Origin of the sequence: Nonomuraea recticatena (assembly GCF_039533245.1) — a bacterium.
GTDB classification, from domain to species: domain Bacteria; phylum Actinomycetota; class Actinomycetes; order Streptosporangiales; family Streptosporangiaceae; genus Nonomuraea; species Nonomuraea roseola.
In genome coordinates this window covers 556366-575373 of the sequence record NZ_BAAATE010000001.1, presented here as the reverse complement: position 1 = coordinate 575373, position 19008 = coordinate 556366, and the positions used below count along the sequence as shown (strand labels likewise).

General features: G+C 70.4%; 22 protein-coding genes. 14 read left to right on the top strand and 8 right to left on the bottom strand.

The features are described from left to right. Positions 1-96: 96 nt before the first annotated feature. Positions 97-900, bottom strand: coding sequence for a hypothetical protein (locus tag ABFX50_RS02645; RefSeq protein WP_346142871.1), 804 nt, complete (start codon positions 898-900; stop codon positions 97-99). Between the two features lie 35 nt (positions 901-935). Then, positions 936-1691 carry a CAP domain-containing protein gene (locus ABFX50_RS02640; RefSeq protein ID WP_346142870.1) on the bottom strand — a complete coding sequence of 252 codons (756 nt, stop codon included), beginning with the start codon at positions 1689-1691 and terminating at the stop codon, positions 936-938. A 308-nt stretch (positions 1692-1999) separates the two neighbouring features. Between ABFX50_RS02640 and rplM the strand changes: the two genes are divergently transcribed. From rplM to glmM, 3 genes are read left to right on the top strand one after another with little or no spacing between them, the layout of a single operon-like run. After that, a complete protein-coding gene (gene rplM, locus ABFX50_RS02635) occupies positions 2000-2443 on the top strand; it encodes a 50S ribosomal protein L13 (protein WP_183650817.1) in 444 nt (147 codons plus the stop codon). Between the two features lie 28 nt (positions 2444-2471). Next, positions 2472-2996: a 30S ribosomal protein S9 gene (rpsI, locus tag ABFX50_RS02630; RefSeq protein WP_346142867.1), complete on the top strand. Its 525-nt coding sequence runs from the start codon at positions 2472-2474 to the stop codon at positions 2994-2996. A 1-nt stretch (position 2997) separates the two neighbouring features. Continuing rightward, a complete protein-coding gene (glmM, locus tag ABFX50_RS02625) occupies positions 2998-4347 on the top strand; it encodes a phosphoglucosamine mutase (RefSeq protein WP_183650811.1) in 1350 nt (449 codons plus the stop codon). Positions 4348-4433: 86 nt separating this feature from the next. Here the strand turns inward: glmM and ABFX50_RS02620 are convergent, their stop codons facing one another. From ABFX50_RS02620 to ABFX50_RS02600, 5 genes are read right to left on the bottom strand one after another with little or no spacing between them, the layout of a single operon-like run. Then, the gene (locus tag ABFX50_RS02620; protein ID WP_183650808.1) at positions 4434-5150 is read right to left on the bottom strand and encodes an ABC transporter permease; all 717 of its coding nucleotides are present in this window, start codon (positions 5148-5150) and stop codon (positions 4434-4436) included. Continuing rightward, complete coding sequence (locus tag ABFX50_RS02615) at positions 5150-6064, bottom strand: ABC transporter ATP-binding protein (protein WP_346142864.1); 915 nt, start codon at positions 6062-6064, stop codon at positions 5150-5152. The genes ABFX50_RS02620 and ABFX50_RS02615 overlap by 1 nt, the downstream gene beginning before the upstream one ends. Continuing rightward, positions 6061-6915: an ABC transporter permease gene (locus ABFX50_RS02610; protein WP_346126301.1), complete on the bottom strand. Its 855-nt coding sequence runs from the start codon at positions 6913-6915 to the stop codon at positions 6061-6063. Before ABFX50_RS02610 ends, ABFX50_RS02615 begins: the two co-directional genes overlap by 4 nt. Next, on the bottom strand, positions 6908-7801 hold the full coding sequence (locus ABFX50_RS02605) for an ABC transporter ATP-binding protein (RefSeq protein ID WP_346126300.1): 894 nt from the start codon (positions 7799-7801) through the stop codon (positions 6908-6910). The genes ABFX50_RS02610 and ABFX50_RS02605 overlap by 8 nt, the downstream gene beginning before the upstream one ends. Positions 7802-7811: 10 nt before the next feature. Then, the gene (locus ABFX50_RS02600; RefSeq protein WP_346142861.1) at positions 7812-8774 is read right to left on the bottom strand and encodes a DUF389 domain-containing protein; all 963 of its coding nucleotides are present in this window, start codon (positions 8772-8774) and stop codon (positions 7812-7814) included. Between the two features lie 64 nt (positions 8775-8838). Here ABFX50_RS02600 and ABFX50_RS02595 point away from each other — a divergent pair, with 64 nt between their 5' ends. Then, complete coding sequence (locus ABFX50_RS02595) at positions 8839-8976, top strand: hypothetical protein (RefSeq protein ID WP_346126298.1); 138 nt, start codon at positions 8839-8841, stop codon at positions 8974-8976. Here ABFX50_RS02595 and coaA read toward each other — a convergent pair. Further along, on the bottom strand, positions 8948-9850 hold the full coding sequence (gene coaA, locus ABFX50_RS02590) for a type I pantothenate kinase (RefSeq protein ID WP_346143047.1): 903 nt from the start codon (positions 9848-9850) through the stop codon (positions 8948-8950). The two genes, ABFX50_RS02595 and coaA, sit on opposite strands and share 29 nt — an antisense overlap. 224 nt (positions 9851-10074) lie before the next feature. On the opposite strand from coaA, the gene ABFX50_RS02585 reads away from it, so the two are divergent. The 10 genes from ABFX50_RS02585 (at position 10075) to tsaB (ending at position 19006) form a co-directional block, all read left to right on the top strand. Beyond that, the gene (locus ABFX50_RS02585) at positions 10075-11484 is read left to right on the top strand and encodes an alkaline phosphatase PhoX (RefSeq protein ID WP_346142859.1); all 1410 of its coding nucleotides are present in this window, start codon (positions 10075-10077) and stop codon (positions 11482-11484) included. 19 nt (positions 11485-11503) lie between these two features. After that, positions 11504-11854, top strand: coding sequence for a holo-ACP synthase (locus tag ABFX50_RS02580; RefSeq protein ID WP_183650790.1), 351 nt, complete (start codon positions 11504-11506; stop codon positions 11852-11854). Between the two features lie 9 nt (positions 11855-11863). Next, positions 11864-13327 carry an NAD(P)H-hydrate dehydratase gene (locus ABFX50_RS02575; RefSeq protein ID WP_346142857.1) on the top strand — a complete coding sequence of 488 codons (1464 nt, stop codon included), beginning with the start codon at positions 11864-11866 and terminating at the stop codon, positions 13325-13327. Between the two features lie 12 nt (positions 13328-13339). Next, positions 13340-14482 (top strand): alanine racemase, encoded by a 1143-nt coding sequence (gene alr, locus ABFX50_RS02570; RefSeq protein WP_346142855.1) that lies wholly within the window; start codon positions 13340-13342, stop codon positions 14480-14482. Further along, on the top strand, positions 14479-15528 hold the full coding sequence (locus ABFX50_RS02565) for an alpha/beta fold hydrolase (protein WP_183650781.1): 1050 nt from the start codon (positions 14479-14481) through the stop codon (positions 15526-15528). Before alr ends, ABFX50_RS02565 begins: the two co-directional genes overlap by 4 nt. Positions 15529-15551: 23 nt before the next feature. After that, positions 15552-15986, top strand: coding sequence for a tRNA (adenosine(37)-N6)-threonylcarbamoyltransferase complex ATPase subunit type 1 TsaE (gene tsaE / locus ABFX50_RS02560; RefSeq protein WP_346131323.1), 435 nt, complete (start codon positions 15552-15554; stop codon positions 15984-15986). Between the two features lie 137 nt (positions 15987-16123). Further along, complete coding sequence (locus ABFX50_RS02555) at positions 16124-16822, top strand: hypothetical protein (RefSeq protein ID WP_346142853.1); 699 nt, start codon at positions 16124-16126, stop codon at positions 16820-16822. 11 nt (positions 16823-16833) lie between these two features. Continuing rightward, entirely contained in the window at positions 16834-17373 is a 540-nt protein-coding gene (locus ABFX50_RS02550; protein WP_346142852.1) for a class F sortase, read from the top strand. Positions 17374-17392: 19 nt separating this feature from the next. Beyond that, positions 17393-18322 (top strand): phosphotransferase family protein, encoded by a 930-nt coding sequence (locus ABFX50_RS02545; RefSeq protein WP_346142850.1) that lies wholly within the window; start codon positions 17393-17395, stop codon positions 18320-18322. 39 nt (positions 18323-18361) lie between these two features. Further along, positions 18362-19006, top strand: a complete 645-nt coding sequence (gene tsaB, locus ABFX50_RS02540; protein WP_183650769.1) for a tRNA (adenosine(37)-N6)-threonylcarbamoyltransferase complex dimerization subunit type 1 TsaB — start codon at positions 18362-18364, stop codon at positions 19004-19006. Positions 19007-19008 lie beyond the last annotated feature (2 nt).

The window sequence follows — 19008 nt, the reverse complement described above, 5'->3', positions numbered from 1 at the left end:
AGCCTAACCATAGTCAGGAGATCGGCATGCCCGTATGGGCGTTCTCGCCCTGATCTGCGGGGTGCTTTGTCGGCCTTAGATGGCGACTGACCGGTTTCAGCTCGCCCTGCGGCCGCTGAGCGAACGTGAGTCGAGCGCGCGATAGACGGTCGCCTGGGTCACGTCGGCACTGGCCTGCGAGAGCAGCTTGGCGTCCTTCTTGGTGGGCTTGTGGCCGTCCTTGAACTGGACGTACAGCATGACCGCGTAGTGGCCGTGGGTGGCCACGTGGACGCTGGCCTCGCCTGCGCCGATGAACTTGGTGACGGTGTCGGTGCCGGCCAGCGGCTTCACGAAGAGCTTGCTCTCACCCTTGGTGCGCACGGAGGCGGCCACCTTGCCCGCGGCCTTGCTGTCGACGAGGTTGGCGACGCCGACCGTGCCGACGACCTTGCCGGTCTTGTCCTTGAAGGTGGCCCGCACGAGCTGCGTGCACTTACCGGACTTGAGCGCCTTGTCGAGCTTGTCGCCCTCGGCCGCGTCGGCGCACTTCTTGTCCGTCTTGAGGATGGTGATCTCGTACGAGCGCCCCGCGGCCGTGAACTTCTTCTTCGGGAAGAGCTCCTTCTGCGTGAGCGACTGCGGGTCGGTCTCGCGGGCGGAGGCGTAGCCGTACTTGTCGGCGGGCACGACGGGCGCCGCCACCGGGGGCGTGCTCGCGCGCTGCGCGGGGTCGGCCGTGGGATCGGGGCCCTTCGTGTTCCACATCATCACGAGACCGGCCACCAGCGCCGCGAGGACGGCGAGGCCACCGAGGGCGAACCACAGCGGCGTCCTTGAGCGGGGGCCCTCGTCATAGGGGCTCCACATCGCCCTGCGCGGCTGGGAGGGGGTTTCTTCGGTCTTCTTGGCGGAACCCATGCGCCGAGATTAGCCGGGCTTGACCGTGGGCGAGGTCACGAGAAGCCGAAGTCCTGTGTCCACCAGGGGCCTCCTGGGCCCGCCACGACGCCGACCCCGATCGCGCGGTAGCCGCAGTGCAGGAGGTTGCGGCGGTGCTCGGGGCTGGCCATCCAGCCGCTCACCGCCTCTCTGGCGCTGACGTAGCCGCGGCCGATGTTCTCGGCGGCGCCGTCGCGGTATCCGGCGCGCTCCATGCGGTTCCATGGGGAGGCGCCGTCGGGGGAGTCGTGGGAGAAGACGCCCGACTGGGCCATCTCCAGGGAGTGGGCGCGCGCCGAGCTGGTCAGCCGCCTGTCGACCCGCAGCGGACGGCAGCCCTTGCGGGCGCGGGCGGCGTTGGTGAGCGTGACGACCTGCGTGGCCATCGAGGAGGAGACCTCGATCAGCGGTGAACCGAGCACCTGGGTGGGATCGCCTGGAAGCTCTCCTGGGACCTCTGTCAGCTTCGAGGCCGTCGTGGAGGGCTTGGCCGGCGGCTTGGCGGTGCGGCGCGCGCGGCTCTCGACGTGGGCGCGGGGCCGCTTGGCCGAGGGGGAGGCGGAGGGCGTGGGAGAGGCGACCGGCGTGCTCGCCGACGGCGGCGCGGTGTTGTTCAGGTAGATCTGGTCGGACGCGTCGAGGGGGCTGACCGAGAGCCTGCCGATGAGCACGCCCGCGAACAGGACGGCAAGCAGGCAGCCCAGCAGCCCCAGGAGGTTCCGGCGCCGGGAACTGGGCTGGGTGTGCCGGGTGTGAGGGGACTGCCACATACCGCAGTCAACGATAGGGACGTCAGATATTCCTGGAGAAGGGGATGCCGCGAACCGAAACAGAACCGTGCCGCGGGTAGACTGTGCCGAGGTGGCCCCCGCTCGTTTTGACCCATGTCATGGAGTAGCGGTAACCTAAGCGTTCGTTGTATGCGAGTCGGTCCGTCAGTGACCGATGCGCGGCGCGTCCGGCGTCATCTCCCATCTGCTGGAGACGGAAGGTCCGGGCTGTCGTGCGCCCGCACCGACCGACCATAGAGCTGTCGCATCCGACAGCGCCGAAGACGCTATTAAAGAAGGCTACGACCGTGCGCACGTACACACCGAAGCCCGCCGACGTCCAGCGTCAGTGGTACGTCATCGACGCTACCGACGTGGTGCTGGGCCGGCTGGCCAGCCACGTCGCGACCCTGCTCCGCGGTAAGCACAAGCCGATCTTCGCAAACCACGTCGACACCGGTGACTTCGTCATCGTCATCAATGCCGACAAGATTGCGCTGAGCGGCAACAAGCTCGAGCAGAAGAAGGCCTACCGCCACTCGGGCTACCCGGGCGGTCTGCGTTCCGTGACCTACGGCGAGCTGATGGAGAAGCGGCCCGACCGCGCCGTCGAGAAGGCCGTCAAGGGCATGCTCCCCAAGAACGCTCTTGGCCGGAAGATGGCCAAGAAGCTGAAGGTCTACGCCGGGTCCGAGCACCCGCACTCGGCCCAGCAGCCCGTGCCGTTCGAGATCACCCAGATCGCCCAGTAGTAGTTCGCGAAAGATTTAGAGGAGAACCGTGGCTGAGCCCACCGGTGTCGAGACGGCCGTGATCGAGGCCGAGCAGGAGGACTTCTCCCCTGAGGAGTTCCCGTCCGAGTACACCACCGAGTCCGCTGCCAGCGCTGACGCTCCCGTGCGCAAGCCCATCACCACGGGCAACTCGTACGGCACCGGCCGCCGCAAGGAGGCGATCGCCCGCGTGCGCATCGTCCCCGGCACCGGCAAGTGGACGATCAACGGTCGTTCGCTTGACACCTACTTCCCGAACAAGGTCCACCAGCAGATCGTCAACGAGCCCTTCGTGGTGCTCGGTGCCGAGGAGGCCTTCGACGTCATCGCCCGCATCGACGGCGGCGGCGTCACCGGCCAGGCCGGTGCCCTGCGCATGGGCCTGTCCCGCGCGCTGGCCGTTCTCGATGTCGAGAACAACCGTCCGCCGCTGAAGAAGGCCGGCTTCCTCACCCGTGACGCCCGCGCCACGGAGCGGAAGAAGTACGGCCTCAAGAAGGCCCGCAAGGCTCCGCAGTACAGCAAGCGCTAAATTGGGGCGCCTTTTCGGCACCGACGGGGTACGTGGGGTCGCTGGTCGCGACCTCACGGCCGAGCTCGCCATGGACCTTTCGGTCGCGGCGGCTCATGTCCTCGGCGATGCAGGCGCTTTCACCGCCACAGGCCACAAGAGGCCTGTGGCGGTCGTTGGCCGGGACCCCCGCGCTTCAGGTGAATTCCTGGAGGCCGCGGTGGTCGCCGGCCTCGCGTCGTCCGGGGTGGATGTGCTGCGCCTCGGCGTGCTGCCCACCCCCGCCGTCGCCCATCTCACGGCCGCGCTCGGCGCCGATCTCGGCGTCATGCTGTCGGCCTCCCACAACCCCGCGCCCGACAACGGCATCAAGTTCCTGGCCCGCGGCGGCTTCAAGCTGTCCGACACGGTCGAGGACGAGATCGAGCGCAGGCTCGGCGAGCGGTGGGAGCGTCCCGTCGGTTCGGGGGTCGGCCGGGTGCGCGAGGCGTACGGCGAGGCCGACCGCTACATCTCGCACCTGCTCGACACCGTCGACGGCAGGCTCGACGGGCTCAACATCGTCGTCGACTGCGCCAACGGCGCGGCCAGCGTGGTGGCGCCCGAGGCGCTGCTGCGCGCGGGCGCGCAGGTCGAGGCCATCGGCGCGCGTCCCGACGGGCTCAACATCAACGCGGGCTGCGGCTCCACCCACCTGGACAAGCTGCAGCAGGTCGTCATCTCGCGCGGCGCCGACCTCGGCATCGCCTACGACGGCGACGCCGACCGCTGCCTCGCGGTCGACCACAAGGGCGCGGTGATCGACGGCGACCAGATCATGGCCATCCTGGCGCTGGCCATGCACGCCGAAGGTCGCCTGACCCGCGACACCGTGGTCGCGACCGTGATGTCGAACCTGGGCTTCAAGCTGGCCATGCGTGAGGCCGGCATCAACGTCATCCAGACCGCGGTCGGCGACCGCTACGTGCTGGAGGCGATGAAGGCCGAGGGCTACAACCTGGGTGGCGAGCAGTCGGGTCACGTGATCCTGCTCGACCACGCGACCACGGGCGACGGCCTGCTGACCTCGCTGCACCTGCTGTCAGTGGTGGCGAGGACGGGCAGGTCGCTGCGCGATCTCGCCTCGGTGATGACGGCGCTGCCGCAGATCCTGATCAACGTCAAGGACGTCGACAGGGGCAAGGCGGCGGCTCCGCAGCTGTCCGAGGCCGTCGCCGCGGCCGAGGCGGAGCTGGGCGAGACGGGCCGCGTGCTCATCAGGCCCAGCGGCACCGAGCCGATGATCAGGGTGATGGTCGAGGCCTCGTCGGAGGAGCAGGCCAGCAGGGTCGCAGGTCAGCTCGCCGACGTGGTCCGCACGGCCTGCGTCTGAGAGTTCCGCACGACAGAAGAGAGGTACGGCACGCCGGTGCCGTACCTCTCTTCTCTTTCCGGTTCTTCTCTTTCCGGGCAGGCGGCCTACTCGTCGCCGGTCAGGGAGTAGGCGCGCAGGCGCTGGCCCGCCCACAGCACCCCGCCGACCGTGACGACGATCAGCGCGGGCACGGCGAAGCTCAGCTTCACGTCGGTCGCCAGGAACGGCGAGGAGCTGAGCTGGTCGGCGATCGAGCGTGCCCACTGCTGGACGGAGAACTGCCTGGCTCCCGGCACGAAGTTGCCGATCAGGCCCTCCCACACCAGCGCGTAGATGATCCCGATGGTGACCGCGTGCCTGGTGACGACGCCCAGCAGCAGGAAGAGCGCGGCATAGGCGATCCCTCCGCACAGCGCGCCGACGGTGAAGCCGGTGGCGATGCCCGACTCCCCTCCGACCAGCAGCCAGGCCGCCACGAAGGTCGGCAGGGCGGCGAAGAGGGCCAGCAGCGAGGCGGCGACCGCGAACTTGGTCTGGGCGATGACGGGCCGCGAGATCGGCTTGGACAGCAGGTGCAGCACGGTGCCGTCGTCGATCTCCGGCGCGATCACGCCGGTGCCCGCGATCAGTCCGAGCAGCGGCAGCATGGTGCCGATGGCGAAGCTCTGCATGAGCGTGACGGCCGAGCGCTCGTCCGCGCTGCCGACCAGCCGCAGCAGCACCGCCAGGCCCACGAGGCCGAGCGGGAGCAGGATGAGCAGCAGGATGCGGCGGCGGCCGAGGACCGCGCGGTAGGTGATGCCCGCTACGACGCCGTTCACTACGAGCTCCTCGTGATCAGGTAGGCGAAGACGCTCTCCAGGTCCTCGTCGGCGGGGGAGACCTGGTGCAGGTGGACGCCCTCGTGGCGGGCGACGCGCGGCAGCAGCCAGGCGAAGCGGCGGAACTCCGTCGCCTGGACCTCCAGGCCGTTGGGCGTGAGGGTGACGCCGCCCGCCGACCGGTCCACGATCAGCGCGGCGGCCAGCTTCCTGTCGTCGCTGGAGCGGATCCTGAACAGGTGCGGCCTGTCGGTCATCAGGCGGCGGATCTCGCGGAAGTCGCCGGAGGCGGCGTGCCGTCCCGCCACCACGACCTCGATGTGCTGGGCGACGCGCTCGACCTCCTCCAGGATGTGCGAGCTGAACAGGATGGTCTTGCCCGCGGTGCCCATGGCCTTGATGAGGTCCATGAGGTGCATCCGCTGGCGTGGGTCCATGCCGTTGAAGGGCTCGTCGAGCAGGAGCACCTGGGGGTCGTGGACGAGGGCGGCGGCCACCTTGACGCGCTGCTTCATACCCTTGGAGTAGGTCTCGACGCGGCGGTCGCGCGCGGGCTCCATCTCGACCATGGCCAGCGCCTTGGTGGCGGCGTCCTCGGGCGAGGGCAGGCCGTGGAGCTTGGCCGCCGACAGCACGAACTGCCAGCCGGTCAGGAATCCGTAGACGCCCTCGCGCTCGGGCACCAGCCCGATGTGGCGGTAGATCTGGTGGTTCTTCCAGGTCGGCGTGCCGTCGAGGGTGACCGTGCCGCCCGAGGCGGCCAGGAATCCCGCCATCATGTGCAGCAGCGTCGACTTGCCCGCGCCGTTGGGCCCGAGCAGCCCTGTGACGCCTGGGCCGATGGTCATGGAGATGTCGTTGACGGCCACGACGTTGCCGTACCAGCGTGAGACCTGGGATAGCTCGATCTTCACCGGGAGGCCGCCTTCCGGTAGCGGAGGATGAACGCCGTCAGGCTCAGGCCGAGCAGCGCGGCGAGCAGGAGCGCGGAGAAGACGCCCGCCGGGTAGGTGTAGCCGTTGGCGGGGGTGGTGCCGAACAGCCACGACTGCACCGAGTCGACCAGGAAGAACGGGTTGACCAGCCACGCCCACTGGGCCACGTCGGCGCGTCCCATCGACTCGAAGGTCGCGAACAGCACGGTCGAGACGGCGGAGGCGAGCAGGTAGACCGCGATGACCGAGGCGACGCCCAGCCCGCGGCGCGGGGTGAAGGAGGCCAGCGCGAGGCCGAAGGTCGACAGCAGCAGTGCCAGCAGCAGCGCGGTGACGAGCCCCGCGACGTACTCCTTGGTGTGCGGAGGGCCCGGCGGGTCGACCAGCAGCTCGCCCGCGTACATCACCGTCAGCGGCAGGGCGACCAGCGCGAACAGCGCGGTGGTCATGGCCACCACCTTGGCGGCGACGTAGTCGAGCGTCGAGACCGGCCGCGACAGGTACAGCGGGAGCACCTTGAAGCGCAGGTCGGGCGCGGTGATCGTGGGCGACTGCGACGCCAGGAAGATCGCGATCACGGCCTGCATGATGACCGGGTAGTTGGTGTAGCCGATGTCGTTGCGCCCGAGCATCGCCATCATCGCGATCGACACGACGGGCAGCAGCAGCATGGAGGCGGCCAGCAGGAACGGCATGAGCTTGCTGCGGGCCCTGCGGCCCAGGCCGAAGATGCTGCGCAGGTTCTGGGTGATCAGCGCGCGCACGGCGTGGGCGCGGCCCAGCCGGGGCCCCTCGTAGTGGCGGTAGCCGATGTCGTAGATCTCAGACACGGAACACGTCCTCGATTCGCTGCCTGCCCTGTTCGAGGCGGATGAGGCACAGGTCCAGGTCGCACACGGCGTCGCGGATGGTGTCGTAGGTCTCGGGGCCGTCGACCTGCACCAGCAGGCCGCGGCCGTGGGCGGTGACGGACTGCCCGAGCTCGGCCAGCCTCGCCGCCAGCGGCTCGGCGCCCTCCTCGACCTCGACGGTGAGGATCTGGGTGCTCTGGGTGAACTCGGTGATGGCGCTGGAGCGCAGCAGGCGTCCGCCGTCGATGACGATGACGTGGTCGCAGACGCGTTCGAGCTCGCCGAGCAGGTGCGAGGTGACCAGGACGCTGATGCCGAACTCGGTGCCGATGCGCCTGATCAGCGTGAGCATCTCGTCGCGGCCCTGCGGGTCGAGGCCGTTGGTCGGCTCGTCGAGGAAGACCAGCTGCGGGTCGTGGACGAGCGCCTGCGCGAGCTTGACGCGCTGCTTCATGCCGGTGGAGTAGCCGCCGATGGCGCGGTAGCGCTCCTCGTACAGGCCGACGTGGCGCAGCACGTCGGCGGCGCGCTCGCGGGCGGCGGTGCGCGGCAGCCCGGAGATCTGCGCGAGGTGGACGACCAGCTCGGTCGCGGAAACGTCGGGCGGCAGGCAGTCGTGCTCGGGCATGTAGCCGACGAGAGCGCGGATCTGCGGGCCCTGGGTGACGACGTCGAGGCCGAACACCTCGGCCCTGCCCGCCGTCTGGGGCAGGAGGCCGAGCAGGATCTTGATCAGCGTGGACTTGCCCGCTCCGTTGGCGCCCACGAGGCCGGTGACGCCCGCTTCGACCGTGACGGAGAGCTGGTCCAGCGCGGTCACCGTGGGGAAGCGTTGGGTCAGCCCCTCGGTCGCGAGGATGTGCATGATCCGGACACTACCCGCGAAGCCCGCCCTGCGGCCTCGTTCGCGCGGACGAACCGCGGCTCATCCCCTGGGGCCAGATGGTGCGCTGGAGGTACAGCACGGCCGTGCCGGAGATGACCATGCCCGCGATGTTGACGAACAGTTGCAGCGCCGACCCGCCCACCTCGGGCCAGTCGCCGAGGGCCATCGCGACGGCGGCGTATCCGGCGGCGGGGATGGTGGTGACCGAGATGAAGACGCCGACCAGGGCGGAGGACTTGCCCGCGGTGACGGACAGCACGCCGGCCGCCCCCGCGAGCAGCGCGACGATGAAGGACCACCTGTCGGGCTTGACGATGAACTGGACCTCTTCGTGGCCGACGTCCAGGGAGTCGCCGTCGATCCAGCCGAATCCCCTTGAGACCAGCGCGCACGCGAAGGTGATCGCGATCCCCACGGCGAAACCGATCGCGAGGATCCTGAGGGCCCTGCCGACCAGGCGGAAGCGGCCGGTCAGCAGGCCGAAGCAGGCGGCCGCGATCGCGCCGAACTCGGGCCCGAGGACCATCGCGCCCACGATGACCACCAGGGAATTGGTGACGACGCCGATGCCGGCGAGCTGGGTGGCGATGGCGATGAAGGCCAGGTAAGCCCAGGTGAGGCGCAGGTCGTCGTCGACGCGCTGGGCCAGTTCGGCCCACACCACGGCGTCGTCGCCGTCGCCGGGGGCCTGCTCCTCCGCCTCGGAGGCGGCGTGCGAGATCGACAGGTCGACGTGCTCGACCGCGATCGAGCCCTCGTGCTCCAGCCACCTGACCCTGTCGATGACCTCGTTGGCGGCCTCGCGCGCCATGTCGCAGAAGATCAGGTCGCCGCGTGGCTCGCGCGCCGCGCCCTCGACGACGGCGATGTTGGTCACGCCCGTGCAGTCCTCGAGGACACTGACGACTTCGTCCGTGCGGGCGGAGGGACTGATGAGTCGCAGATGAAGCACGCCGCCCATTGTCGTCGATTCGTTTGTGACCGCGCGTTGACGGGGCTCCCGCAGGCTGCCCTCCATGACGATCTGCTGTCACGAGGAGGGCGAGCCGTGCTGGTTCGCCGATATCGACGATCTCGGGTGCCACGGCCGGTTCGCGGCCTTCGTGGCGGAGGAGCTGGAGTTGGTCAGGTACGGCGCAGCCGTACCCGCCTGATGGCGTGGTCGGGGCCCTTCTGCAGCACGAGGCCTGCGCGTCCCCTGGTGGGCAGGATGTTGTCGACGAGGTTGCGCTCGTTGATGTCGCGCCAGACGTTCTTGGCGAAGGCGGTGGCCTGCTCCTCAGAGAGCTCGGCGATGTGCTTGAAGTACGACTTGGGGTCCTCGAAGGCGGTACGGCGCAGCTGGTGGAAGCGGTGGACGTACCAGTTGCGGATGTCCTCCACCTTGGCGTCCACGTAGATGGAGAAGTCGAAGTAGTCGTTGACCGCGAGGGCGGTGGGCGGGGCGGGCTGCAGGACGTTCAGCCCCTCGATGATGAGGATGTCGGGCTTCTTCACGACCTGGGTCGCGCCGGGGACGATGTCGTACTCCAGGTGGGAGTAGACGGGCGCGTGCACCTCGGCGCCGCCCGCCTTGACCTCGGCCACGAAGCGCACCAGCGCCCGCCTGTCGTAGCTCTCGGGGAAGCCCTTGCGGTGCATGATGCCCTTGGCCTCCAGCACCTCGTTGGGGTAGAGGAAGCTGTCGGTGGTGATCAGCGCGACGTTCGGGTGCTCGGGCCACCTGGTCAACAGGGTCCTGAGCAGCCGCGCCGTGGTCGACTTGCCGACCGCGACGCTGCCGGCGATGCCCAGGATGTACGGCACGCGCTCCCCGTCGTTGCCGAGGAAGGCGCTCAGCACGCTGCTGCGCTGCTTGGACCCGGTGAAGTGGAGGTTCAGCAACCGGGTCAACGGGAGGTAGATGTCGGTGACCTCGGCCAGGTCGATCGGATCGTCGACGCCACGGAGGTCTTCCAGCTCGTCTGCGGTGAGAGTCAAGGGCGTGTTCTTGCGGAGCTCGCTCCACTGCTCCCTGCTCAGTTCCACGTAGCCGTTGTTCACCCTGAAAGCCTATTGACCGCGCAACAGTGCATGGAGGCGGGGCATGCCCTCGGCCATGACCCGGTCATGCACAGCCTGTGGATAAACACATGGGATTACCGATGCGAGAAGTGGGTAGCCCTCTGGGTCCTCCCGCCTTGGCGATTTCTGACATATGGCCATTTGGTGGCATGGGATTAACGTGACGTGAACGTCGCCAGGGAGGGCTGATGGATCGTCGCCGTTTTCTCGCAGGAGCCGTTGCCGCAGGCGTGGCAGGGCCGTTCACCGGGGCCGCCAGCGCCGCGGTCAACGGAGGACCGCGACCGGGGGCGGACTACGGCCCGCTCAAGCCGGTGCAGGACCTCAGAGACGGACAGGTCAGGCTCCACCTGCCCGACGGGTTCGGCTACCGCTCGTTCAACCCGGCGGGAGAGGCGTTCACCGACGGATCGCCGACGCCGGGACGCCACGACGGGATGGCCGCCTTCCGCGGTCCGAGGGGGACGACCATCCTGGTGCGCAACCACGAGGTCAACGGGCCCGTGGGGGCGTTCGGCGACCTCTCCACGGCCTACGATCCCGCGGCGGGGGGCGGTACGGCGACGCTCCAGGTCACCAGGGACGGCCAGGTGCTGCACAGTGGCCCCTCGCTCAACGGCACGCAGATGAACTGCTCGGGCGGCCCGATGCCGTGGGGTTCATGGGTGACGTGCGAGGAGACCGTCAACGGGCCCGACGTGGGCAACGACTTCTCCGGCGGGGACAACACCAAGCTGCGCGAGAAGCACGGCTACATCTTCGAGGTCCCGATCGACGCGGCCGCGAGCGCGCGCCCCATCAGGTCGGCGGGCAGGTTCGCGCACGAGTCGGCGGCCTTCGACCCGCTGAGCGGGGCCATCTACCTGACCGAGGACAACTTCGCGTTCGCGTCGGGCTTCTACAGGTACCTGCCGCCGAGCAACCCGCTCAAAAGCGGCAGGATCGACGACGGCGGGCGGCTGCAGATGCTGGCGGTCAGGGGAGCGCCGAACAAGGACCTGTCGGCCGGCCAGCCCGCCGGAGCCTCGTACGACGTGACGTGGGTGGACATCGACGACCCCGATCCCGCCTTCTCCGGCACGCCCTCCAACGAGGTGGCCATCCAGGCCGTCGGCAAGCAGGGGCGCGACCAGGGAGCGGCGCTCTTCTCCAGGCTGGAGGGCGCGGTTCACCACCATGGGGTGATCTACTTCGTCTCCACCCAGGGCGGGGCCACGGCCACGGGGGACACCCCGCCGTCGGGGTTCGGCAAGGGCCGCGGGCAGGTGTGGGCGTACGAGACGTGGAGCAAGCGGCTGCGGCTGGTCTACGAGTCGCCTGGCTCGATGGTGCTCGACCTGCCCGACAACATCACCACCAGCCCGAAGGGCGCGCTGGTGCTGTGCGAGGACGGGGGAGACGGCAACTACCTGCGCGGGCTGACCAGGCGTGGGGAGATCTTCGACTTCGCGCGGCTCGAACCGGTGGCGGGCGACTCGGGCGCGGAGTTCGCAGGCTCCACCTTCGGCCCCGGCGGGCGCACGCTGTACGTCAACATCCAGTCCGGCAAGGGCCTGTCGTTCGCCATCTGGGGGCCGTGGCACCGAGGCGGCTTCTAGCCCTGGCTACGCTGGGTGGATGATTCTGGGCATCGGGGTGGACGTGGTCGATGTGGCCAGGTTCGAGGCGACCATGGAGCGCACGCCGGGGCTCCGCTCGCGGCTGTTCACCGAGGGCGAGCGGACGCTCGGCACCCAGTCGCTCGCGGCCAGGTTCGCGGCCAAGGAGGCGGTCGCCAAGGCGCTCGGCGCGCCGCCCGGTCTCAGCCACCTCGACGCCGAGGTCCGCACGGGCGAGCACGGCAAACCCGAGCTGCACATCAGCGGCCAGGCCGCCGAGGTGGCCTACGGGCTCGGGGTGAAGCGCTGGCACCTCTCGCTCAGCCACGACGGGGGCATCGCGCTGGCCTACGTGATCGCCGAAGGTTAGTTTCGGATCATGCGCACCGCCTACACCGCCGACCAGATCAGGGCCGCAGAGCTGACGCTGATGGCCACGCTGCCCGAGGGCGCGCTCATGCAGCGCGCCGCCACCGGCCTGGCCGTCGTCTGCGCGGGCCTGCTCGGCAGGGTGTACGGCTCACGCGTGCTCGTCCTCGTCGGCAGCGGCGACAACGGCGGCGACGCCCTCCACGCGGGCGCATGGCTCGCTAGGAGGGGCGCGCGCGTCGAGGCGCTGCTCGCGGGCTCCAAGACGCACGAGGAGGGCCTGGCGGCCTTCCTGCGGGCGGGAGGGCGCGTCGCCGAGGACATGGGCGAGGCCGACCTCATCGTCGACGGGCTGGTGGGCATCGGCGCCACGGGGGCGCTGCGGGAGCCGTACGCGTCGCTGGCGAACAGGGCGAACGCCGCCCAGGCGCTGGTCGTCGCGGTGGACGTGCCCAGCGGCGTGGACGCGAGCATGGGCCGCGTCGCGGGGACGGCCGTGCGGGCCCATCTGACGGTGACGATGGGCGCGGTCAAGACCGGCCTGCTCGTCGATCCAGGCGCCTCGTACGTCGGCGCGCTCGAACTCGTCGACATCGGCCTCGGCCCCCACCTGCCCGACCCCGACGTGGCGGCGATGACCGCCGAGGACGTCGACGACCTACTGCCGCGGCCAGGCGCGGAGTCGGACAAGTACCGCAGGGGCGTGGTCGGCGTCGCGGCGGGCAGCGACCGCTACACCGGCGCGGCCGTCCTCGCGGTCGGCGGAGCGCTGCGGGCGGGCGCGGGGATGGTCCGCTACGTGGGTACGGCGCCGCCCGTGCACCAGGTGCGGGCCAGCTGGCCCGAGGCGGTGATCACGCAGCTGGAGACCCCCTCGCTCGAGAGCGTCGGACGGGTCCAGGCGTGGGTGGTCGGTCCGGGGCTCGGCACCGACGACTGGGCGCACGAGCTGGTCGCCAGGGTGCTGGCCACCGATGTGCCCGTGCTGGTGGACGCCGACGCGCTGACGATCGTGGCGAGGGAGAAGGGGCTGCTGCGCCGTACCGCGCCGGTGCTGATCACCCCGCACGCGGGTGAGCTGTCGCGGCTGCTCGGGGTGCCCGCCGACAGGGTGGCGGGGGCGCGGCTCGAGCACGCCCGCAGGGCGGTGGCGGAGCTGGGCGTGACGGTGCTGCTCAAGGGGTCGACGACGGTGGTCGCCGAGCAGGACAGGCCGGTCAGGGTCAACCCGACGGGCACGCCGTGGCTGGCCACGGGAGGCACGGGCGACGTGCTGTCGGGCGTGGGAGGAACGCTGCTGGCGGGAGGGCTCGGCGCCTGCGACGCCGGGGCCTGCGCCGCCTTCCTGCACGGACTGGCGGGCCGCATGGCGGCCGACGGCGCGCCGCTGACCGCCGCCGACGTCGCGGCCGCGATCCCCCTCGCGATGCGGTCACTGAGAGGTGAATCACGCTCAGGCGCTCGGCGGAGCTGACAAACTGGAAACATGAGCTTCCGTGAGGCGACGCCCGCGCAGGCGCGGGTCGACCTGACCGCCATCAGGCACAACGTCAAGCTGCTCAAGGAACGGGCGGACGGCGCCGAGCTGATGGGCGCGGTCAAGGCCGACGCCTACGGACACGGCCTGGTCGCCACCTCCATGGCGGTCGTGCAGGGCGGGGCGAGCAGGCTCGGCACCGCCTACATCAGGGAAGGGCTGGCGCTGCGGGCGGCGGGCGTGAGCGTCCCGATCCTGTCGTGGATCCTGACGCCGGGCGAGCCGCTCGACGAGGCGCTCGAGGCGGACATCGAGCTGTCGGCCTCCGACGAGGGCAGGCTGGTGGAGATCGCCGCCGCGGCCCGCCGTACGGGCACGACGGCCATGGTCCACCTCGAGGCCGACACGGGCATGAGCAGGGGCGGCGCGCCCCTGGCCGCATGGCCTGGGCTGCTGCGCGAGGCGGCGCGGCTGCAGGCCGAGGGCGCGGTCGAGGTCGTCGGCCTGTGGTCCCATCTCGCCTGCGCGGACCTGCCCGGGCACACCTCCATCGACCTGCAGATCGACGCCTACGAGAGCGCGCTGAAGCTGGCCGAGCAGGCGGGAGTCGCGGGCTCCCAGGTGATCAGGCACCTCGCCAACTCCGCGGCGATCCTGACCCTGCCGCGCACCCACTACGACCTCGTACGGCCAGGCATCGCCATGTACGGCCTGAGCCCCCTCCCCGAGCAGGGCGACTTCGGCCTGCGCCCCGCGATGACGCTGGCCGCCAGGATCGCGCTGGCCAAGCGGGTGCCCGAGGGCGTGGGCGTCTCCTACGGCCACCTCTACACCACCACGGAGGAGACCACGCTCGGCCTGGTCCCTCTCGGCTACGCCGACGGCATCTTCAGGAGCGCCACGGGACGGGTCGAGGTCATGGCCGGAGGCACGCGCCGACCCGTCGTCGGCAGGATCTGCATGGACCAGTTCATGATCGACGTGGGTGGCGCCCCCCTGGCCGACGGCGACGAGGTCGTCCTGTTCGGCCCTGGAACGGACGGCGAACCGACCTGTCAGGAATGGGCCGACATCCTCGGCACCATCACGCATGAGATCGTGACGAGGCTCGGCGCGCGCGTGCCGAGGGTGTACCAGGGGGTGGAGGCATGACGACCACGACACGGCGGAAGGTCGGCATCGCGAGCGCGATCGTCGGCGCCGCCTCGGCGGGTGTCGCGGCGGCCGCGCTGGCCAAGCGCTACGCGGTCGGCCGCATCAGGCTGCGGCCCGACCCCGAGGCCGACGAGCCCTTCGGCGAGCTGAGGGGCAGGGAGCGCACGCTCATCACCTCCGACGAGGTGGCGCTGCACATCGAGATCGACGGCCCCGAAGACGCCCCCGTCACGATCGTCTTCTGCCACGGCTACACGCACACCCTCGACTCCTGGCACTACCAGCGGCGCGACCTGCGCGAGGACTACCGCATCCTGCTGTGGGACCAGCGCTCCCACGGCCTCTCGCAGCGCGGAGGCGAGCAGGACAGCTCGATAGAACGGCTGGGCGAGGACCTCTACGAGGTGCTGGAGACCTTCGTGCAGGGTCCGTGCGTGCTGGTCGGCCACTCGATGGGCGGCATGACCATCATGGCGCTGGCCGACAGTCATCCCGAGCTGTTCGGCGACAGGATCCGCGGCGTCGCGCTCATCGCGACCAGCGCGGGCAAGCTCGCCGAGATCACCCTCGGCCTGCCCGCGCTGGTGGCCAAGGGGCTGCACAAGGTGGCCCCCGCCACGGTCTCCGTGCTCGGCAGGGGCGGCTCCCTGGTCGACAAGACCCGCCACGTGGGCAACGACGTGGCCTTCCTGGTGCTGCGCCACTTCGGCTTCGGCGACTCCAAGAACGTCAGCCCGACCGTGGTCGACTTCGTGGAGTCCATGATCCGCTCCACGCCGACCGAGGTGATCGCCGACTTCTACCCCGCGCTGATGAACCACGACAAGCTGTCCGCGCTCGGGGTCCTCGACGGGGTGCCGACCGCGATCATGGTCGGGGAGAAAGACTGGCTGACGCCGCCCGAGCACAGCAGGGCGATCGCGGCGGCGCTGCCGAAGGCTCAACTCACCGAGGTGCCCGAGACCTCGCACCTCATCCAGCTCGAACGTCCAGGCGTGGTCAACGAGGCCCTGCGCGACCTGGTGAAGAGGGTGGAACTGTGACTGCCGCCGCCACGACCGAGGACATGCGCGCGCTGGGCGTACGGCTGGCCGCCCGGCTCAGGGGCGGCGACCTGGTCATCCTGTCGGGCCCGCTGGGCGCGGGGAAGACCACGCTGGTCCAGGGCATCGCCGAGGGGCTCAAGGTGCGGGGCCCCATCACCTCGCCCACCTTCGTCATCGCCCGCGTCCACCCGTCGCTGGTCGACGGGCCTGCGCTGGTGCACGTCGACGCCTACCGACTCGGCGGCGACCTCGAGGTCGACGATCTCGACCTCGACGCCTCGCTGGAGGAGTCGGTGACCGTCGTCGAGTGGGGCGAGGGTCTGGTGGAGGGCCTGTCGGACGAAAGACTCGAGATTCACATCACCCGATCGGGCGGCGACGACGACGAGGCGCGCTCGGTCACCCTGCGCGGAGTGGGTCCTCGCTGGGCCGACACGCCGTCTGATCCCGTCTAACGCCAAAACTCCGGCAACCCCAGCACAAGACTGAGATCATTTGGTCATGGGTTCACCCAGATTTTCTGGGTATCAGGTGGGGTGCAGCATCCAATTCGGGTGGATGCTGATGGATATCGGCGAAGTGGGGTGCGGCGGTGCTCACGGTCAGGCGAGTCGCGTACGCGGGGGCCTTCCTCTTGTTAGGAGTGGCGGGGTGCTCGGCGCAGGCGCAGACCGGCACGCCGTCCGGCACAGCGACCACGACGACGACGGCGACGGGCACGGCGACGGCCACCGCGACGGCGACGGCGACCGCTACGACGACGACCAGGCAGAACATCGATGTCAGGCTCAACCCCGACAGGGTGACGGCCGGTGACAACTCCACGGTGTGGATCCTGGCCAACTGCCCCGTGCCGACCGGTGGCCCCGAGCACAGCGGCACCGCCACCTCCAAGGCCTTCCTCGCGGCGGTCACGCTGGACCCCGTGCCGCCGCCCACCCCGACCGCCACCCCCACCACGACCGCGACGCCGGCCCCCGTGCCATGGGTACGCGGTGACGCCCAGGTCTCCAGCACCATGAAGCGCGGCAACTACGCGGTGAGCGTCAAGTGCGACGGCACCAACGACACGGGCAGAGCCACCCTGCGCGTCGTCGCGGCAGGGCCCACGGCCACGCCCACCTCGACCAGGACCGTCGTGCCCACCAAGGCGCCGGGAGCCGGCGGCGGTGGCACGTTCGCCAAGGGCGCCGAGGACGAGTCGGGCATTCCGTTCGGCCCCGCGGGGGTGCTGCTGGGCCTGGCCCTGGCCGGGGGGATCGGCCTGGCGCTCCGGCGCCGCCGTAGCTAGACATGGCTCGGATGTCACGGGTGGTCCTCGCGGGGGCCGCCACAGGTCTCGTGCTGGTCGTCTTCGGCAGGACGCTGCAGGTGCGGGAGGAGGCCACACCGGCCTCCGTCGTGCCGGAGAGCATCGACATCCCCGCCATCGACCTCGACGCGCCGCTGATGAAGCTCGGGCTGACCAAGAACGGGGAGGTGGAGCTCCCGCCGTACGAGAAGCCCAAGCTGGCCGGGTGGTTCAAGCACAGCGCGGTGCCGGGGGACAAGGGCGCCTCGGTGATCATCGGGCACGTCGACACCAAGACGGAGCCCGCGGTCTTCTACAAGCTGAGGCAGCTGCGCAGGGGACAGGTCGTCAAGGTGACGCGCAGCGACGGCAAGGTGGCCGAGTACCGGGTCGAGTCGGTGGAGCAGGTCAACAAGGAGCGCTTCCCCGCCCAGCGGGTCTACACCGAGTCGGGGCTGCGGCTCGTGACCTGCGGAGGGATCTTCGACTACGCCAGGCACGAGTACCAGGACAACGTCATCGTCTACGCGTCGCCTGTCAAGCTGGCCTGAGAGTCGCGATGATGGGCGGATGGACGACGAGATCAATCCGCCCGCCGCCGGGGTACGCCTCCCCTGGCAGGACGTGCCAGAGGCCCTGCGCCTCCAGATCGCCGGCTTCCTCGGCGGTCGCGTGGTCGAGGCGGTCACCCAGACGGGCGGTTTCTCTCCCGCGGCGGCCGTACGGCTGCGCACCGAGCACGGCCGACGCGCCTTCGTGAAGGCGTGTGGCAGCTCGCCCAACCCCGACTCCATCGCGGCCTACCGGCGGGAGGCCGCGATCGCCGCGAGCCTGCCCGCCGACGTGCCCGCCCCGAGGCTGCTCACCTCCTTCGACACCGGCGACTGGGTGGCGCTGGTCTTCGAGGACATCGAGGGGCGTCCGCCCGCGATGCCGTGGCGCGACGAGGAGCTGCGACGCGTCCTCGACGCGGTCGGCAAGTTGTCGGCCAGGCTCACCCCCTCGCCCGTCGAGACGCCGACGTTCGCCGAGAGGCACAAGGACGCCTTCACCGGATGGCGGCGGCTGCTGGAGGAGGACACGACCGGCCTCGACCCGTGGGCGCTGCGCCACCTGGACGCGCTGGCCGAGCTGGAGTCGGGCTGGGCTGAGGCGGCCGAGGGCGACACGCTCGTGCACGCCGACCTCAGGGCCGACAACCTCCTGCTCACCGAGGACCAGGTGTACGTCGTGGACTGGCCGTGGGCGTGCGTCGGAGCCCCGTGGATCGACATCCTGGCCATGCTGCCCTCGGTGCGCATGCAGGGAGGGCCGCCGCCGCAGGACCTCTTCGACTCTCCCGACCCCGCCGTGACCGCCGTGCTCGCAGGGCTGACCGGCTTCTTCGTCTGGAACGGCCGTCAGCCCGACCCGCCGGGACTGCCCACGGTCAGGGCCTTCCAGCGGGCGCAGGGCGTGGTGGCGCTGGAGTGGCTGCGCCACCGAACAGGTTGGTCGTAGTCGGGCAGCACCCGCCGCGACGCACTAGGCTAGATATTCGTGCTGGTCCTGGCCTTTGATACCGCAACCCCCGCCGTCACCGCCGCGCTGCACGACGGCGCCTCGGTGCTCGCAGAGTCCACGGTGCTCGACGCCCGCCGCCACGGTGAGCTGCTCGTTCCCACCATCGAGAAGGTCCTGAGCGAGGCGGGCGCCGCGCTGCGCGACGTCACCGCGATCGTGGCCGGCTCAGGCCCCGGTCCCTACACGGGGCTGCGGGTCGGCCTGATGACCGCGCAGGCGCTGTCGACCGCCGTGGGCGTGCCCGCCTACGGCATCTGCAGTCTCGACGCCGTCGCCTACGGCAGCGGGCTCACGCAGGAGTTCCTCGTGGCCACCGACGCCAGGCGCAAGGAGGTCTTCTGGGCCCGCTACGCCGACCTGCGCAACAGGCTGGCGGGGCCGTTCGTCGACAGGCCCGCCGACGTGCCCGTGGAGGGGCTGCCGGTCGTCGGGGCGGGGGCGGGGCTCTACCCCGACTTCCTCGGCCGGACGGACGCGCCGCCGTACCCTTATGGCGGGTTCATGGCCGCGCTGGCCGCCGAGCGGCTGGCGGCGGGCGTCGCGCTGGACGAGCCCAGGCCGATCTACCTGCGCAGGCCCGACGCGGTGGTGCCCAAGCCACCGAAAAAGGTGACGGCGTGAAG

Bases quoted from the DNA above. Each gene is read 5' to 3' on its own strand.
- ABFX50_RS02645 (WP_346142871.1), bottom strand. From the start codon at position 900: ATGGGTTCCGCCAAGAAGACCGAAGAAACCCCCTCCCAGCCGCGCAGG.
- ABFX50_RS02640 (WP_346142870.1), bottom strand. From the start codon at position 1,691: ATGTGGCAGTCCCCTCACACCCGGCACACCCAGCCCAGTTCCCGGCGC.
- ABFX50_RS02605 (WP_346126300.1), bottom strand. From the start codon at position 7,801: ATGCACATCCTCGCGACCGAGGGGCTGACCCAACGCTTCCCCACGGTG.
- ABFX50_RS02595 (WP_346126298.1), top strand. From the start codon at position 8,839: ATGACGATCTGCTGTCACGAGGAGGGCGAGCCGTGCTGGTTCGCCGAT.
- ABFX50_RS02585 (WP_346142859.1), top strand. From the start codon at position 10,075: ATGGATCGTCGCCGTTTTCTCGCAGGAGCCGTTGCCGCAGGCGTGGCA.
- ABFX50_RS02580 (WP_183650790.1), top strand. From the start codon at position 11,504: ATGATTCTGGGCATCGGGGTGGACGTGGTCGATGTGGCCAGGTTCGAG.
- ABFX50_RS02575 (WP_346142857.1), top strand. From the start codon at position 11,864: ATGCGCACCGCCTACACCGCCGACCAGATCAGGGCCGCAGAGCTGACG.
- alr (WP_346142855.1), top strand. From the start codon at position 13,340: ATGAGCTTCCGTGAGGCGACGCCCGCGCAGGCGCGGGTCGACCTGACC.
- ABFX50_RS02565 (WP_183650781.1), top strand. From the start codon at position 14,479: ATGACGACCACGACACGGCGGAAGGTCGGCATCGCGAGCGCGATCGTC.
- tsaE (WP_346131323.1), top strand. From the start codon at position 15,552: ATGCGCGCGCTGGGCGTACGGCTGGCCGCCCGGCTCAGGGGCGGCGAC.
- ABFX50_RS02550 (WP_346142852.1), top strand. From the start codon at position 16,834: ATGTCACGGGTGGTCCTCGCGGGGGCCGCCACAGGTCTCGTGCTGGTC.
- ABFX50_RS02545 (WP_346142850.1), top strand. From the start codon at position 17,393: ATGGACGACGAGATCAATCCGCCCGCCGCCGGGGTACGCCTCCCCTGG.